Below are 17,892 nucleotides of genomic sequence, written 5' to 3'. Positions count from 1 at the left end.
GCTCTCCCTACTCGCTGTCCCTATCCAAACTTCGCCCTTGCTTTTGGGACGAGCTCAGACAGACCGCTCGATCAGGGCTAGAGATTCTCCAAAGTTGAAATTTGATATTTTTAATTTTAAGAATAAGATTTTACTTTTCTTCCAAACGTTTATCTGGAACAATCCATAACAGAGCAACAATATAATAAAATCCAAGCGCAACATAAGGTTGATAAAAAGAAGCTGCAATCCCCAAAATGTATAACACGATGGAAACTTTTTCTTTGGTTTCGTTACCAATAGCTTTTACAAAATCCGAGTCTTTTCCTTCTTTTTTTGCAATAAAATAAGAAAGAATGCTATAAGATATCGCATTAAACATCAATATAATACCATAAAGAATGCTTGTATTTTTCTCGAAATTGTGCTCGCCCATCCAGCCTGTCGATACAGGTGTTAAAGATAATGTGAACAAAAAAAATAAATTGGCCCACATAATATTACCATTGATTTTGTTGGTCTTATGCAAAAGATGATGGTGGTTATTCCAGTATATGCCGACATACAGAAAGCTAAGCACATAACTTATGAATTTTGGAGCCAAAGCTTTTATCCCTGACCAATCGGCAGTTTCAGGAATTTTTAATTCCAAAACCATAATCGTGATAATCACTGCAATAACGCCATCACTAAAGGCTTCTAATCTTGATGTGGTCATGTTTTATTTTTTTACAAATCTAAATTTTAGTTTTTAAAAATTTTTAATTTAAGATTTTTTTTTAATTCAATATTTTAAAATATAAACAAAAAAACGCTCCTCAATTTTGAGAAGCGTTTTTATATAGATTAAGATGTAATCTTAGTATCTGTAATATTCTGGTTTGAATGGTCCTTCTACTGGAACACCGATATAATCAGCTTGTGCAGGAGAAAGAGTTTCCAATTCAACGCTTAATTTCTTCAAGTGAAGAGCTGCTACTTTTTCATCTAAATGTTTTGGCAACATATACACTTCGTTTTTGTAGTTTGCAGCGTTGTTCCACAATTCAATCTGAGCCAAAGTTTGGTTAGAGAAAGAGTTAGACATCACGAAAGATGGGTGACCAGTCGCACAACCTAAGTTTACTAAACGACCTTCAGCCAAGATGATGATTTCTTTGCCATCAACAGTATAAATGTCAACTTGTGGTTTAACTTCTGTTTTTGTAGCGCCATAGTTTGCATTTAACCAAGCCATATCGATTTCGTTATCGAAGTGACCGATGTTACAAACGATAGCTTTATCTTTCATTTTCTTGAAATGCTCACCTCTTACGATGTTGAAGTTACCAGTTGTAGTAATGATGATATCTGCGTTATCAACCACAGTATCTAATCTTTTTACTTCATAACCGTCCATTGCAGCTTGTAATGCACAAATTGGGTCGATTTCTGTAACGGTAACAATAGAACCAGCTCCTCGGAAAGAGGCTGCAGTACCTTTACCCACGTCTCCATAACCACAAACAACCACTCTTTTACCAGCCAACATCACGTCAGTTGCTCTTCTTACCGCATCTACAGCAGATTCTTTACAACCGTATTTGTTGTCGAATTTTGACTTAGTCACTGAATCATTTACGTTGATTGCAGGCATCACCAAAGTTCCGTTTTTCATTCTTTCGTACAATCTGTGAACACCTGTAGTTGTTTCTTCAGAAAGACCTTTAATATCTTTTGTGAATTCTGGATATCTATCAAAAACCATGTTCGTTAAATCTCCACCATCATCCAAAATCATGTTCAACGGTTTTCTGTCTTCACCAAAGAATAAAGTTTGCTCAATACACCAATCGAATTCCTCTTCATTAAGACCTTTCCAAGCATAAACTGGGATTCCAGCAGCAGCAATAGCCGCAGCAGCGTGATCTTGAGTTGAGAAAATGTTACAAGAAGACCAAGTAACTTCAGCGCCAAGAGCTACCAACGTTTCAATAAGAACAGCTGTTTGAATCGTCATGTGAAGACATCCAGCAATTCTAGCACCTTTAAGCGGTTGAGATGGCCCGTACTCTTCACGAATAGCCATTAATCCTGGCATTTCAGCTTCAGCTAGAGTAATTTCTTTTCTTCCCCATTCCGCCAAAGAAATGTCTTTTACTTTGTAAGGAACATATTGTGTTGTTGTATCCATATTTTTGGGTATATTTTTAGTTATTAAAGTTTTGCAAAAATACAATTATTCTTTGAGTTATAGAAATATGATTTTTTGTGTGATTTTTTTGATTTCGACGGCTTTACCAACGAAACTTTTATTAATATTTTCGACCACAGAAAGCTGATAATTATTATCTCACATCAATTTAACTTTTAAGAATTTGGTGTATTATTGTAAAAAGAAACAAAATGGATGTTAATGTATCAGCACATATTAGTAAAGAACTTTATTTAACAAAAATAAAAACCGAACGTCATGAATTTCTAGTCGATGAACCTATTGATAAAGGCGGAAAAGATTTGGCACCAAAACCAACAGAATTTTTGGCAGCTTCTCTAGCAAGTTGTACCGCAATCACGCTTAAAATGTACACCGACAGAAAAGCTTGGGATGTTGGAGAAATTGTTGTGGATGTTACTTTGCTTGACGATGCAGACAAAAGTAAAAGCATTTTCAATAGAAGTATTCGGTTTTCGAAAACTGATATTCCCGAAGAACAAATGAAGCGTTTTCAACATATCGCAAATGCATGTCCCGTTCACAAAATTTTGGAAAACTCAGTTATTATTAATACAGAATTTAAATAAAAATATAATGGAAATTAGACAACAAAACAACGAAAAAAACGGAATGTTCGAAGCTTTCATCGACGATCGCCATGCAGGTGAAATGACTTACACATGGGCAGGAACCGACAAATTTATTATCGATCATACGGGGGTAGAAGAATCCTACAATGGTATGGGTGTTGGGAAAAATCTACTTTTGGCAGTGGTAGACTACGCGAGAGCGAATCATATAAAAGTGATTCCACTTTGTCCTTTTGCAAAAGCAACTTTCAATAAAAATCCAAATTTACAAGATGTTTTAGCTTAAAATATTTTTAATAGTTAACAATAAAAAAAAGCTGTCTCAAAAGGTAAACCAATGCTCTAAGAATCTTTTAAATGACAAAAGTTGTCAGATAGGAGTCAGAGAGATGGGGGACTTTTGAGACAGCCTCTTTTTATTTTTATTTTAGTTTTTCGGCAATATATTTTGCAGTTGCTGAATTTTTATTCTTTGCCAAATCTTCTGGTGTTCCTGTAAAAACAACATCACCACCGTATTTTCCAGCATTTGGTCCAATGTCGATAATATAATCGGCACATTTGATAATGTCGGGTTGATGTTCAATGACAATCACCGAATGGCCCAATTCTATTAAAGCTTGTAGGGAAGTCATCAATTTGTTAATATCATGGAAATGCAAGCCTGTAGAAGGTTCGTCAAACACAAATAAAGTTTTGTCCGTGGTGACACCTTTTACTAAAAATGATGCCAGCTTTACACGTTGCGCCTCGCCACCAGAAAGGGTGGAAGAGGATTGCCCCAATTGCAAATAACCCAAACCAACTTCTTGTAAAGGTTTTAACTTTTGAACGATTTTATTTTCTTGCAAATCGGTGAAGAAAGCCAAAGCTTCGTCAACCGTCATTTTCAGGATATCCGAAATGTTTTTTTCGTCAACTTTAACCTCAAGGATTTCATTTTTAAAACGTGTGCCGTGGCAATGTTCACATTCTAACTCGATATCCGCCATAAATTGCATCGACACGGTGATGACCCCTTCGCCTTTGCATTCGTCACAACGACCGCCATCTACATTAAAAGAGAAATGTTTCGGTTTTAAACCTAATAATTTGGCAGATTTTTGTTTCGAAAACAAATCCCGAATATCGTCATAAGCTTTAAGATAGGTTACAGGATTGGATCGGGAGGATTTTCCAATAGGATTTTGGTCAATCAGTTCGATGTTTTTGATAAGTTTTTTCGGAAATTCGACACTGTCATAATCGGCTTTTTTGCCTCCCATCCCGAGTTGAATTTGTACGGCATTGGTTAATATTTCCTTCATCAAAGTAGATTTGCCGCTACCAGAAACGCCCGTAACAACGGTCAAAACTTCTAACGGAACATCAACATCAATATTTTTGAGATTGTTTTGTCGAGCACCTTTTATTTTAATAAATTCTTTAGGAATTCTTCGTTTTTTGGGAACTTCAATTCGGAGTTCATTATTAAGGTATTTTGAGGTTAAGGTATTGGCTTTTTTCAAATCTTTATAATCTCCAGAAAACACCAATTCGCCACCCAAATATCCTGCTTCTGGGCCAATATCAATAATGTAATCTGCGGTACGCATCACATCCTCATCATGTTCTACAACAATAACGGTGTTGCCCAAATCGCGCAAACTTTTTAAGACTTCAATAAGATTTTCGGTATCGCGAGAATGTAGTCCAATACTTGGTTCGTCCAAAATATATATTGATCCAACCAACGAACTTCCCAAGCTGGTAGCCAAATTTATCCTTTGACTTTCTCCGCCAGAAAGTGTGTTGGAGGTTCTGTTAAGTGTTAAATAGCCAAGGCCAACTTTCAGTAAAAAACCGATTCTTGATTTGATTTCATATAACAAGCGTTTTGCAACTTCAGCATCATAATCGGAAAGTTTAAAATTTTCGATTAATGGCAAAAGCTCATCCAAAGGCAATTCTATCAATGACTGAATATTATAGCCATCTATTTTTACCCAAGAAGTTTCCTCGCGCAATCGCAAACCTTCGCAGGTTGGACAGGTGGTTTTTCCACGGTAGCGCGACAACATCACGCGGTATTGGATTTTGTACAAATTTTCTTCCAGCATTTTGAAAAAATTATCAATGCTCGGAAAACTTGCGGACTTATCGCCACGCCACAAATATTGTTTTTGCTCTTTCGTTAATTCGTGATAAGGTTTATGAATAGGGAAATCTTTAGCTTTTTTAATGAAGGATTTTTTCCACTCGCTCATCGTTTCGCCTTTCCACGGTGCTATGCCATCTTCAAAAACGGAAAGTTTTTTGTTAGGAACTACCAAATCTTCATCGATACCGATAATCTTGCCGTAGCCTTCGCATGTTGGACAAGCGCCATAAGGATTATTAAAATTGAAATAATGAACATTCGGCTCGTTAAAAACAATTCCGTCTAACTCAAATTTATTAGAAAATTCGCGGATGTCATTGGTATCACTATTTTTTAAGCTACAATAACCGTGACCTTCATAGAAAGCCATCTGGATCGAGTCTGCCAAACGTTGCAAAAAGTTTTCGTCCTCTTCATAACTGAACCGGTCGATGACCAAATTGATTTGGGTACCTATTTCTGGTGCAAAGCCAAAGCTTTCTAAATCCTCTATACTTGCTACGTTACCACCAATTTCCAATCTTGTAAAGCCAGAAACTTTCAGGGTTTTAAGTTGCTCAGAAAAATCTTCTACTTTATAATCTAAAGGTGCTAATAAAATAAAACTGCTGTCTTTTTTCGCAGATTTTATAAAATCGATAACATCCGAAACGCTGTCTTTTTTGACTTCTTCTCCAGAAATAGGTGAAAAAGTATGACCAACCCGCGCATATAAAAGTTTAAGATAATCATAAATTTCTGTTGATGTCCCAACGGTTGATCGGGGATTGGAAGAGATAACTTTTTGCTGAATGGCGATAGATGGCGCAAGACCTTTGATGTCGTCAACTTTCGGTTTTTCTAATTTTCCTAAAAACTGACGTGCATACGAGCTCAAACTTTCCACATAACGGCGTTGGCCTTCGGCGTAGATAGTATCAAAAGCCAAAGAAGATTTTCCACTTCCTGACACACCAGTTATCACAATGAGTTTGTTTTTTGGAATTAAAACATCAATGTGTTTCAGGTTATTGAGGTGCGCGTTTTTAACAAAAATTTGTTTTTTTATATCGATTTCTGAGGTTGTAGCCATAGCAAAATTAAGACCCACAAAATTACGGAAAAATAGAATCTTGTGGCTTTAAAAAATTATAAAGTTTGATAAAGTTATATTTTTATTCGTTTTGTTTCTGCAATGTTTTCTTTTGTTATCAGAAAATTAAAATTTAGGATAGAAAAACTTTTGCCAAATATGTTTTGTATAATCTTAGACCTAAGTTTATACAAAACTTAATTGTAAAACAATCATTATAACCTTTACAAATGAAAATATATCTCCATGCTTTAGGCTAGTTTTTAAGTTTAGAAATAAATTTTAAAACAAAACAACTATCGTAAGCCGATGTTTTTATTTTCCCTAATTTTGCAACAAATATATAACATGCAAATAGGCAAGACGCAGTGGCTAAAAGTCAACGAAATCAATAATTCTGGATATATCTTAACAGACGAATTTCAGGAACAGGCTTTTTTATCAAAAATTTTAGTGAATCAAACTTTGGAAGTTGGCGACGACATCGAAGTTTTTGTGTACCAAGATGATGATAAACTAAAAGCGACTAACGAAATTCCGTTGTGTGAAGTGGACGAATTTGCGGTGATGAGTTGCGTACAAAGTCTTCCTAGCGGCGCTTTTATGGATTGGGGAATTATTAAAGATCTTTTTGTGCCTTACAAACAACAAAAAGGGAAAATCCAAGAAGCGAAACGCTACATTGTTTATGTTTATATTGATGAGTTTTCTGGAAGAATTACAGGAACGACCAAGTTTAAAAGAAATCCACAATACACCGATCTTCCTTTCCAAAAAGGAGATAAAGTAGATCTTTTGATGGTGGGCGAATCCGAACTGGGCTGGAATGTTATTGTCAACAAAAAATACATCGGACTGATCTATGCTTCCGATGTTTACAAAAAGCTTTATCCACTTTCCACGGAAGGCGGTTATATCAAAGCAATACGCGAAGATGGTAAGATAGACGTGTCACTTCAGCCAGAAGGTTATGAAAATATTGATGAGTACAAACAAATTATTTTGGACAAACTGAATGACAATTACGGATTAATTTATCTATCGGATAAATCTTCGCCAGAAGACATAAAATCCGAATTGCAAATGAGCAAAAAGAATTTCAAAAAAGCGATTGGCGGTCTTTATAAAGATAAAAAAATTGAAATCGAAGACGATAAAATCCGTTTGCTTTAAGATTTAATAAAAATGAAAATTCTAATAACTGGCGCTACAGGACTTATCGGAAGAGCTTTGTGCGAACGATTAACTGCGGAGAATCATGAGGTTTCTGTTTTGGTTCGCGATGATAACGAAAAAGAAAAAAGCCCTTACCAAGCTTTCCTTTGGGATTACGAAAAAAAATATCTTGAAGAATCTGCTTTGGACGGCGTGGAAGCCATTGTCCATCTCGCAGGAAGTCCCATTGCGGTCCGCTGGACGAAGAAATTTAAAAATTTGATTTGGGAAAGTCGCGTTAATGCCGCCGATTTTCTTTTAACCGAATTAAAAAAACGTCAGCAACAACTTCAGGTTTTTGTCTCGGCTTCAGCCATTGGCTATTATGGTGCAGTAACTTCGGATAAAATTTTCACTGAAAACGATTCGCCAGCACAAGATTTTTTAGGAAAAGTTTGTCAGGCTTGGGAGGCCAAAGCTGATGAGTTTAAAACGGTGTCAAAGAGAGTGGTCGTTTTGCGAACATCGGGTGTTTTGTCAAATAATGGCGGATTGTTGCAGGAATTAAAAGAACCGATAGAAAAAAATGTTGGCTCTGCACTTGGTTCTGGAAAACAATGGATGCCGTGGATACATATCGATGATATGGTGGCTATGTATCAAAAAGCTTTGGAGGATACGGCGATGGAAGGAGCTTACAATGCTGCAACGCCAGAATTTGTAAACAATAAAGGATTTGTAAAGACGATTGCCAAAATTTTGGAAAAGAAAATTGTCTTTCCAAAAGTCCCCGCTTTTATGTTAAAATTAATGTTCGGAGAAATGTCAAATTTAATTCTAAAAGGCAGTCGCGTCTCGGTTGATAAAATTGAAAAACAAGGTTTTAAATTCAAGTACCCAAATCTAGATTCTGCTTTGAAAAATCTTTTGAAATAAGTTTTTGATTTGAACTTTTAAAATAAAAAAGAGCTTCCCAAGTGAAGCTCTTTTTGTTTGTTATCTATCGTAAAGTTTGTTATAAAGTTTGATAAAATGTTCTTTTATCGTTTTTCGTTTTAGCTTCAACGTTGGCGTTAACATGCCGTTGTCTTCGGTCCAAATCTCGGGTGTTAGTTCTATTTTTTTGATTTGTTCCCAGTTGCCAAGATTTTTGTTGAGGTTAATTATTTCTTTTTCGATGGCAGCTTTTAGTACTGGATTTTTTGCAATTTCCGCAGGTGTTGTTCCGATGTTGATGTTGGTTTCTTTGGCCCATTGTTTAGCATATTCGAAATCGGGTTGCACCAAAGCAGTCGGCATTTTTTCGCCTTCACCAACCACCATAATTTGTTCTATAAACAGAGAGGCTTTGGCAAGATTCTCAATAACTTGAGGCGCAACATATTTTCCTCCCGATGTTTTGAACATTTCCTTCTTTCTATCGGTGATAAATAAAAAACCATCTTTGTCAATAATACCAATGTCGCCTGTTTTAAAATAAGCTTCAGCATCAAAAGCTTGTGCGCTTAATTCTGGATTTTTGTAATAACCTTGCGTAATCGTTGGACCTTTTACACAAATTTCCCCATCTTCTGCAATTTTAATATCGACATTGAAAAGTGGTTTTCCAATAGATCCGATTTTCATAAATTCAAAGCTGTTAACAGAAATCACTGGCGATGTTTCGGTTAAGCCATAGCCTTCCTGAATGGGAATTCCCGCTGCTTGGAACATGATGTTCAATCTTTTTGAAAGTGGAGCAGAGCCAGATACCAAAGTTAGAATATTGCCACCAATACCAGCACGCCATTTTGAGAACACCAATTTGTCGGCGATATGGTGCCAAAAAGTTTTCGACGTTCCTAGTTTGTAATTTTCAGCAATTTTTAAAGCCCATAAGAAAATTCTTTTTTTGATGCCGCCAGCTTCGGTTCCTTTTTTGTAAATAGAATCATAAACTTTCTCAATAACCCGCGGCACAACGGTCATATAATGTGGTTTCACCTCTTGAAGATTTTCACTAAGTTTATCGGTGCTTTCGGCAAAATAGATTGCAAAACCATTGTAGGTGAAAAGGTAGAAAATCATTCTTTCAAAAACGTGACACATCGGCAAAAAGCTCAGCGCACGGCTGTCGTCACCTTCTCGACGCGGAATTCTATCTTCGCAGCCAATCATATCTTGTACGATATTGTTGTGTGTCAGCATAACGCCTTTGGGTGTTCCTGTCGTGCCAGAAGTGTAAATGATTGACACCAAATCTTCGGGGTAAATTTCTTTTTTAATTTGCTCTAAATCTGCTTGTGAGCTATCATCTTTTCCTAAGTCTAAAATCTCGTTCCAGCTTTTAGCGTTTTTAACTTTGTCAAAAGTATAGATATCTTTTAATAATGGAAGATCTTTACGTATTTCATCAATTTTGTTGTAAAGTTTTTCATCGGAAACGAAACAATAAAAACAATCCGAATCTCCCAGATTATACACACAATCTGCTTGAGAAATAGAAGGGTAGATAGGAACTGTGATAATTCCTAATTGCAAGGCCGCTTGGTCGATAACACACCATTCGGTTCTATTAGTTGAGGTTATTAAGCCTATTTTATCGCCCTTTTTTAGTCCCAATTTCATTAGTCCACGCGAGAATTGGTCGCTTGTTGCTATGAATTCTGCGGTGCTGTAATGTCGCCAACTGCCATCAATTTTGTCATTGATGTAATCAGACTTGGCGTATTTTTTTAATGTTATATAGGGTATGTCGAAAATTCGAGTTAATGTCATGTTGTTTGTAACAAAGGTTGGATGCAAATATAAGGATTATCAATTTTTTCAAAAAAATAAAGAGGCTGTCTCAAAAGCACCCCTTCTCTCGGACTCCTGTCTGACAACTTTTGTCATTTAGAAGATTCTCAGAGCATTGATTTACCTTTTGAGACAGCCTCTTTTAGGTTGAAGAAAATTAATTTTATTTTCTGTCGTATAATTTTTGGTACAAATCGTTGAAGGCTTCTTTGATAGCTTTTCTTTTTAATTTGAGTGTTGGCGTCAATAGACCATCATCAATACTCCAAACTTTTGGTGTCAATTCAATTTTTTTGATTTGTTCCCATTTGCCTAGTTTTTTATTTAAAGTTTCCATTTCTTGCAAAATACGAGCTTTTAATTCTGGGCTATTAGCAATTTCTTCTGGTTTTGTGCCGATGTTGATATTTTTAAGTTTGGCCCAATTTTGCGCAAAATTGAAATCTGGCTGTATCAAAGCTGTTGGCATTTTTTCGCCTTCGCCGACCACCATAATTTGTTCTATAAACTTTGAAGCTTTTGCATGGTTCTCAATGACCTGAGGCGCGATAAATTTCCCTCCCGAAGTTTTGAACATTTCTTTTTTACGATCGGTAATAAACAAGAATCCATCGTCGTCGATATGTCCAATATCTCCAGTTTTGAAATAGCCGTCTTCGGTAAAAGCTTCTTTGGTTTTTTCCTCATCTTGATAATAACCATTAAATACAGAAGGTCCTTTTACTATAATTTCGCCGTCTGCAGCGATTTTGACAGTGACGTTTTCTAATGGAACTCCCACAGAGCCTAGTCTCATTTTTTCGAAACTATTTACCGAAATTACAGGCGAGGTTTCTGTTAAGCCATAACCTTCCAAAACTGGAATTCCTGCAGCTTGAAACATTCTGTTAAGCCTGGACGAAAGCGCGGCAGATCCCGAAACTAATGTTATTAAATTACCGCCCAAACCTTCTCTCCATTTTTTAAAAACCAGTTTATCCACGATAATATGTGCGAAAGATTTTGGCGCTTGTAAGTTGTATTTTTCAGCAATGGAAATGGACCAAAGGAATATTTTTGATTTTAAACCTCCAGCAGCTGTTCCTTTATTATAAATAGAGTCATAAACTTTTTCTACCAAACGCGGAACTACAGTCATATAATGAGGTTTTACTTCTTTGACATTTTCACCAATTTTTTCGATGCTTTCCGCATAATAAACAGAAATACCATTATTAATGAAAATATAATAAACCATTCTTTCGAAAATATGACAGATTGGGAGGAAGCTCAGTGCGCGAAGGTCTTTGTAGTTAATACTTTTATCCCGCGGAATTCTGGAATCGCTTCCTAATACGTTTGAAACAATATTTTTATGGGTCAGCATCACACCTTTTGGTCGGCCAGTGGTTCCTGAAGTATAGATCAAAGTTACCACGTCATCTTCCTGAATGCCTTTTGACAAATCATTAACTTCTTCTTGTGTGGCATCATCTTCACCAAGATCCAGAATTTCTTTCCAATTGGGAGCGGCATCAACATCGTCAAAACAAAAAACGCCAGCCAATGAGGAGACTTCTGACTTCACAATTTTCATTTTTTTATATAGTTCAGCATCAGAAACGAAACAATATTTAATTTCTGCATTATTAAAAATATAAACGTAATCTTCCTCCGAAATTGTTGGATAGACAGGAACACTGATGGCGCCAATTTGGGAAATTCCCAAATCCAGGATGCTCCATTCTGTACGATTGGTGGAAGTTATCAATCCTATTTTATCACCAGGCTTAATGCCTAGCTTTAGTAGTCCTCGCGAAATTTTGTTTGCTTGGTTAATAAACTCTAAGGTGGATGTTTTTCTCCATTCTCCGTTCTTTTTGGTGACCAACGCATCATTTTTAGGATATTGATTTAGAGCCTTATGAGCAAAATCGAATGTTCTTTTGACAGACATATAGTTGAAAGTTTGATAAGTTTTTAATTAATTTAAATAAATTATTGATTTTCGTAAATATAGTTTTTTTTCTTAAAATAACAAAGCTGTTTTTTATTCATAACATATCGTTTTAAATTTCCTAAAAAATCGTAATTTTACAAGCAAACAATACTTTTAATTGATATGGATTTTAATTTATCAGAAGAACAACTGATGATTCAGCAAGCAGCAAGAGATTTCGCTCAGACTGAATTGCTTCCTGGCGTTATTGAAAGAGATACGCATCAAAAATTCCCAACAGAACAAGTTAAGAAAATGGGAGAGCTAGGCTTTCTAGGTATGATGGTTGATCCAAAATACGGCGGAGCTGGTCTTGACAGTGTTTCTTATGTTGTAGCTATGGAAGAAATAGCAAAAGTAGATGCTTCTGCAGCAGTAGTAATGTCTGTTAACAACTCTTTGGTTTGTGCAGGTTTGGAAAAATTTGCTAGTGAAGAGCAAAAAATGAAGTATCTAAAACCTCTTGCAAGTGGAGAAGTTATCGGTGCTTTCGCATTGTCTGAGCCAGAAGCTGGATCTGACGCAACATCTCAACGTACAACTGCAGAAGATAAAGGTGATTATTATTTATTAAACGGTACTAAAAACTGGATTACTAACGGTGGTAACGCATCTTATTATATCGTTATTGCACAGACAGATCCAGAGAAGAAGCATAAAGGTATCAACGCCTTTATCGTAGAAAGAGGTTGGGAAGGTTTCGAAATTGGACCAAAAGAAGATAAATTAGGCATTAGAGGTAGTGATACACACTCTTTACTTTTCACAGATGTGAAAGTGCCAAAAGAAAACAGAATTGGTGAAGACGGTTTCGGGTTCAACTTTGCGATGGCTGTGTTGAATGGTGGTAGAATCGGTATCGCTTCTCAAGCTTTAGGTATCGCTTCTGGTGCTTACGAATTGGCGTTAAAATATGCAAAAGAAAGAAAAGCTTTCGGAACAGAAATTATCAATCACCAAGCTATTGCTTTCAAATTAGCAGATATGCATGTTAATATTACAGCGGCGAGAATGCTTTGTTTTAAAGCGGCTGCAGAGAAAGATGCTGGTCTGGATATTTCTGAAAGTGGTGCCATGGCGAAGTTATACGCGTCACAAGTAGCGATGGATACAACGGTTGAAGCTGTACAAGTACACGGTGGATACGGTTATGTTAAAGAATACCACGTAGAACGATTCATGCGTGATGCAAAAATCACTCAGATCTACGAAGGTACTTCAGAAATTCAGAAAATTGTAATTTCAAGAAGTATCGCTAAAAAATAATCCAACTTTTTTGAGATATTTAAAATCCCTTTCGGTAACGAAGGGGATTTTTGTATTTTAGAACTTTTATAAATCTTGACATGAAATATCTAGGACTCCTTTTATTAATACCTTCCACTCTGGCCGCTCAGAAAACAGAATTGTCAGATCAATTGGCAAACCAATTAGCAACGATGCCCCTCAAATGCATTCAGCAAGAATATCCTAACAAAACGGCACATATCATTAATTCGGTACACGAGGTTAGCCTACGTCCCAGCGATTTGCATCCTTCCTTTTATGGCTGTTTCGATTGGCACAGTTCGGTGCATGGACATTGGATGTTGGTAAAAATTTTAAAAGAGAAACCTAATATTTTTCAAACCTCAAAGATTGAAAGAATTTTGGATCAAAGTTTTACTGCCGAAGCTTTAAAAAAGGAAGCGCTTTATTTCACCAAATATGATTTAGCAAAAAATTTTGAACGCACCTACGGCTGGGCTTGGTTATTAAAATTGGATGAAGAACTCGCAACTTGGCAGCATCCAAAAGCCAAAGTTTGGCATCAAAATATGAAGCCGTTGACCGATGAGATTCTTAGATTGTGGAAAACTTACCTTCCCAAGCAGACCTATCCTAACAGAACAGGTGTACATTCTAATTCTGCTTTTGCAATGGGTTTTGCCATAGATTGGGCAAGGAAAGTGGGTGATAAAGATTTTGAAAATCAACTTGTACAAAAAGCCAAAGACTTTTATTTAAAAGATGAAAAAACACCAGCCTATTTGGAGCCCGATGGTTCGGATTTTTTCTCACCGAGTTTAGAAATTGCAGATCTTATGCGCCGTGTACTCTCTCAAAAAGATTTTGAAGTTTGGATCAACAATTTTTATGATAAAAAAAGCATCGATAATATTTCTAAAATCCCGATTGTCAGCGATTTGGAAGATTACCAAACTGTGCATTTGGTGGGGCTTTCCTTTAGTAAAGCTTGGTGTATGAAATCCATTTCTAAAGCTTTGCCAGAAAGTCATCCGCTGAAGAACGCATTTGCTGAAACTTCAGAACATTTCTTAGAAAAAGCATTGCCCATGATGGCTAAAAGTAATTATGGTGGCGACCATTGGCTTGCGAGTTTTGCGGTTTTTGCAATAATGAATCAAGATTAATTTTTTATAAAATGATGTTTTATAGTTTTGGTTTTTAATGAAATAAGTTAGAAAAGGATTTTAATAAGTTGTTGTAATTAATGGATTATAATTGTTAAATTCTAATAGTTTTCACCATATAATTTTCTTTTTAGAATGTTATTTCTATCTTTGGGCGAAAAGATGAAAATATTAGCACCTATATTTCTATTCGTTTTTGTATTGTCTTGTAATGCAATATCATCCAATATAAATATCCAAGATAGTAAAGAAATGAGAGATATCCAATTCGAAGAAGAGCGACGACTTAATAAAGATTTCAGTTCCAAAGATGTTTTTATCATAAATTCTATCGAGGAGGTTATGGCCTTATATGTGAAACTTAATGATCCCAGTTTTAAAAGATCCGCGCCAATACCAGCTTTAAATACTGATGAAAGCTTGTTGGTTTTGAAACCGAGACTGAGTTCTAAAATGCCTTATGCTGACTTAGAAGTTGTTAGCCTAAAAGCTGATGCCAAAAGTATATTTGTTAAATATAAAGAAATCGAAAATTCGGAATATCAAGAAGATAAGAAAACGCATCCCGTTTTGATTCTTAAAATCCAAAGCCAACCCAAACAAATTAAACTAGAAAAAATAAATTAATCGCAAAAAATAAATATTTATGAAATCAAAATTATTCCTAGGAGTAGGGATTAGCCTCTTATCTGGAGGGATTTTTGCTCAGCAAAATTCATGGTCAAATATTTCGAATAGAAATATTAATAACACGAGAGAAAGAGTCATTAGTGTACAAGATTACAAATTGTTAGGACTTAATGAGTCGCAATTTGTATCCCAATTATCGGCTATTTCAAAGAATAGTGGAAAAACTTTAATGAAATTTCCAAACGAACATGGTACAACAGATACCTTTGAAGTTATAGAATCTTCAACGATGCATCCTGACTTACAGGCCAAATATGCTGACGTGCGCTCTTTCACAGGCGTTAAAGTTGGAGATCCGTTAACTAAAATTTCATTCACTTACGATCCATATTTTGGATTTAATGCGATTATTAGAAATAATGCGAACATATCTTATATAGATTCTTATTCAAAAGATAATAAAGTCTATATGATGTATAACAGAAAAGGTGCATCCTCTAAGCGTAATTTTGAATGTCTGTTCGATGAGGTTAATGAAAAACAAATTCAGCAAACTTTAGAATCAGCTGGTGATCAAAAAACGGTTGTAGATGGTCTAATGAGAAAGTATAGACTAGCACTCGCTACAACGATTGAATATACGGCCTTTACGGCTAATGCTGCAGGGGTTGGTAATGGTACAGATCAACAGAAGAAAACTGCGGTTATGGCTGCGCTTAACTTAACGGTTAATAGACTTAATGAAGTTTATGGCAACGATATTTCTGTTAAATTAGAATTGGTTCCTAATAATGACTTGTTAATTTTTATTCATTCGGATTCTTACAATCCATTAAATGCAAGTTCAATGCTTGGTGCTAATCAAACTGTAGTGGATAATACAATTGGCTCTGCTAATTATGACATCGGACACGTTTATTTCCAAGCACAACAAGGGAATGATAACGGTGTGGCATACCGTCCATCTGTATGTAGCAATACCTATAAAGCTGGTGGGGTAACTGGTTCTGCATCCCCTGTTGGAGATCCATTTGTTATTGATTATGTTGCGCACGAGATGGGACATCAGTTTGGAGCAAATCATACCCAAAATAACAATTGTAACAGAAATAACTCAACATCAATTGAGCCTGGAAGTGCTAGCACAATTATGGGATATGCTGGTATCTGCTCTCCAAATGTACAAAATAATAGTGATGCCTATTTCCATGCAATAAGTATTAGAGAAATGTATAATCACATAACAACGTCAGGGAATTGTGGCGCTAATACACCAACAGGTAATAACGAACCAGTTGCTAATGCAGGACCAGACAGAACTATTCCAAAAGAAACACCATTTGTATTGACGGGTGAAGCTTCTGACCCAGATGGTGATGCGATAACATACAATTGGGAACAGATTGATTATGGATCGGCAACAATGCCTCCTCGTCCAGCTAACACGGTTGGTCCTATGTTTAGATCATTATTTGCAAGTACTTCTCCAGACAGATATTTCCCAAGACTATCAACAATTATTGAAGGTTATAATGGCGGCATAAATACAGCTTCTAATTATAGAGCATGGGAAAAATTATCAACGGTAGCAAGAACGCTTACTTTTTCGCTCTTGGTAAGAGATAACAATCCAGTTGGAGGACAATCAGCAAGAGATGATATCAAATTAACTGTAGATGCAACATCAGGTCCGTTCGTTGTAACATCTCAGATTGCAAATGATGTGGTGTGGAATTTAGGCTCTTCACAAACCATAACATGGGATGTAGCTAATACCAACGTAGCGCCTGTTAATACAGCAAATGTTACGATATTATTATCTACAGACGGAGGATTAACGTTCCCGCATATTGTAGTAGATAGTACACCAAACAATGGTACATATATCTTCACAGTGCCAGGAGGTTGGGGACTTACTGATAATGCAAGAATTATGATTAAAGCAATTGATAACGTATTCTTAAACGTTAATAAAACGAAGTTTAAAATTAATTCAGATTTAGCGACAACAGATGTTAATACTGCTAAAGATGTAGTCGCTGTTCATCCAAATCCGTCTAAGAATGGTATCTTCACTTTAGATATTAATGCAAAAAATGTTTCATACAGCATTTTCACAGCGGAAGGGCGTCTAGTAACTGCTAAAAAAGATTTGAAAGCTGCAGGTAAGCAAACTGAGAAAATTGATTTGTCAAGCTTAAGCTCTGGCGTATATTTCTTAAAAGTTGACCATGATGGCAAATCAACTTCGAAAAAATTAATTATTACTAAATAATTTTTAAACGATATTCGATAAAAAAAGCTGCTCAATTTTGAGTAGCTTTTTTTATTTATTTGTCCCGTCCTGAAATAGCGATACAAAAAAAGAATCGTTATTATGGAAGAAAGAAACAATTATGTAAAACGCACCCAACGCGATTACAGCATGTCTTTTAAGTTGAACGTTGTAAAAGAAATTGAGTCTGGGGAGTTATCTACTGTGGGCGCTTGTCGTAAATATGGCATCCAAGCCCGAAGCACAGTTGTGAGTTGGCTCAGAAAATTTGGTACCTTTGACTGGGAGAACCAAACGCCTTCTAATATGCCAAAGTCACCAGAACAAAAGATTATGGAGCTTGAAGCTCAAGTAAAACTTTTGCAAAAACAGAAGACCTTTCTTGAAAAACAGGCTTATGTAGCGGATAAAAAAGCTATTATTTTCGACATGATGATTAACCTTGCCGAAGAGGAATATCAAATTGATATACGAAAAAACTCACCACCCGAACTATCGACTCTTTCCCAAAGGAACAAAAAGAAACCATAAGTTTCTCCTGTGAATTGTTCGGGGTGGACCGACAGGTTTATTATCGTCATTTGAAACGAAGAGCAAAGCGGCAACAAAATGCACAGCAGGTTGTGGATTGGGTAGCAGAGCTGCGAATGATTCATCCAAAAATGAGTGGAAAGAAACTGTATT

14 protein-coding genes are annotated in these 17,892 nt (G+C 36.0%); 9 read left to right on the top strand and 5 right to left on the bottom strand.

Going from position 1 to position 17,892, the window contains the following annotated elements; translation table 11 throughout:
• Positions 1-130: 130 nt before the first annotated feature.
• Both ACVFVN_RS00070 and ahcY read right to left on the bottom strand, forming a co-directional pair.
• Complete coding sequence (locus ACVFVN_RS00070; protein ID WP_165132331.1) at positions 131-697, bottom strand: TMEM175 family protein; 567 nt, start codon at positions 695-697, stop codon at positions 131-133.
• A 141-nt stretch (positions 698-838) separates the two neighbouring features.
• The gene (gene ahcY, locus ACVFVN_RS00065; RefSeq protein WP_456233657.1) at positions 839-2,152 is read right to left on the bottom strand and encodes an adenosylhomocysteinase; all 1,314 of its coding nucleotides are present in this window, start codon (positions 2,150-2,152) and stop codon (positions 839-841) included.
• 212 nt (positions 2,153-2,364) lie between these two features.
• Here ahcY and ACVFVN_RS00060 point away from each other — a divergent pair, with 212 nt between their 5' ends.
• Both ACVFVN_RS00060 and ACVFVN_RS00055 read left to right on the top strand, forming a co-directional pair.
• Positions 2,365-2,763, top strand: a complete 399-nt coding sequence (locus ACVFVN_RS00060) for an OsmC family protein (RefSeq protein ID WP_456233656.1) — start codon at positions 2,365-2,367, stop codon at positions 2,761-2,763.
• A gap of 7 nt (positions 2,764-2,770) precedes the next feature.
• Complete coding sequence (locus tag ACVFVN_RS00055; RefSeq protein WP_165132322.1) at positions 2,771-3,052, top strand: GNAT family N-acetyltransferase; 282 nt, start codon at positions 2,771-2,773, stop codon at positions 3,050-3,052.
• A 136-nt stretch (positions 3,053-3,188) separates the two neighbouring features.
• Here ACVFVN_RS00055 and uvrA read toward each other — a convergent pair whose 3' ends face one another.
• The gene (gene uvrA, locus ACVFVN_RS00050) at positions 3,189-5,978 is read right to left on the bottom strand and encodes an excinuclease ABC subunit UvrA (protein ID WP_456233655.1); all 2,790 of its coding nucleotides are present in this window, start codon (positions 5,976-5,978) and stop codon (positions 3,189-3,191) included.
• A gap of 348 nt (positions 5,979-6,326) precedes the next feature.
• On the opposite strand from uvrA, the gene ACVFVN_RS00045 reads away from it, so the two are divergent.
• Together ACVFVN_RS00045 and ACVFVN_RS00040 are read left to right on the top strand one after the other, a co-directional pair.
• A complete protein-coding gene (locus ACVFVN_RS00045) occupies positions 6,327-7,151 on the top strand; it encodes a CvfB family protein (protein WP_456233654.1) in 825 nt (274 codons plus the stop codon).
• Positions 7,152-7,163: 12 nt separating this feature from the next.
• Complete coding sequence (locus ACVFVN_RS00040; RefSeq protein WP_456233653.1) at positions 7,164-8,069, top strand: TIGR01777 family oxidoreductase; 906 nt, start codon at positions 7,164-7,166, stop codon at positions 8,067-8,069.
• 60 nt (positions 8,070-8,129) lie between these two features.
• On the opposite strand, the gene ACVFVN_RS00035 is transcribed toward ACVFVN_RS00040, so the two are convergent.
• Complete coding sequence (locus tag ACVFVN_RS00035; protein ID WP_456233652.1) at positions 8,130-9,890, bottom strand: AMP-dependent synthetase/ligase; 1,761 nt, start codon at positions 9,888-9,890, stop codon at positions 8,130-8,132.
• 184 nt (positions 9,891-10,074) lie between these two features.
• Positions 10,075-11,847 carry an AMP-dependent synthetase/ligase gene (locus tag ACVFVN_RS00030; RefSeq protein ID WP_456233651.1) on the bottom strand — a complete coding sequence of 591 codons (1,773 nt, stop codon included), beginning with the start codon at positions 11,845-11,847 and terminating at the stop codon, positions 10,075-10,077.
• Positions 11,848-12,012: 165 nt separating this feature from the next.
• Between ACVFVN_RS00030 and ACVFVN_RS00025 the strand changes: the two genes are divergently transcribed.
• The 5 genes from ACVFVN_RS00025 (at position 12,013) to ACVFVN_RS00005 (ending at position 17,739) form a co-directional block, all read left to right on the top strand.
• Complete coding sequence (locus tag ACVFVN_RS00025; RefSeq protein WP_165132301.1) at positions 12,013-13,155, top strand: acyl-CoA dehydrogenase; 1,143 nt, start codon at positions 12,013-12,015, stop codon at positions 13,153-13,155.
• An 80-nt stretch (positions 13,156-13,235) separates the two neighbouring features.
• On the top strand, positions 13,236-14,303 hold the full coding sequence (locus tag ACVFVN_RS00020) for a DUF2891 domain-containing protein (RefSeq protein ID WP_456233650.1): 1,068 nt from the start codon (positions 13,236-13,238) through the stop codon (positions 14,301-14,303).
• Between the two features lie 162 nt (positions 14,304-14,465).
• A complete protein-coding gene (locus ACVFVN_RS00015) occupies positions 14,466-14,930 on the top strand; it encodes a hypothetical protein (RefSeq protein ID WP_165132295.1) in 465 nt (154 codons plus the stop codon).
• Between the two features lie 19 nt (positions 14,931-14,949).
• The gene (locus ACVFVN_RS00010) at positions 14,950-17,208 is read left to right on the top strand and encodes a reprolysin-like metallopeptidase (RefSeq protein WP_456233649.1); all 2,259 of its coding nucleotides are present in this window, start codon (positions 14,950-14,952) and stop codon (positions 17,206-17,208) included.
• A gap of 102 nt (positions 17,209-17,310) precedes the next feature.
• The gene (locus tag ACVFVN_RS00005) at positions 17,311-17,739 is read left to right on the top strand and encodes a transposase (RefSeq protein ID WP_456233648.1); all 429 of its coding nucleotides are present in this window, start codon (positions 17,311-17,313) and stop codon (positions 17,737-17,739) included.
• The last annotated feature ends 153 nt before the right edge of the window (positions 17,740-17,892 follow it).

This window comes from Soonwooa purpurea (assembly GCF_053891095.1).
Note: the sequence above shows the minus strand (reverse complement) of the source record. Positions and strands in the feature narration are given on the sequence as shown.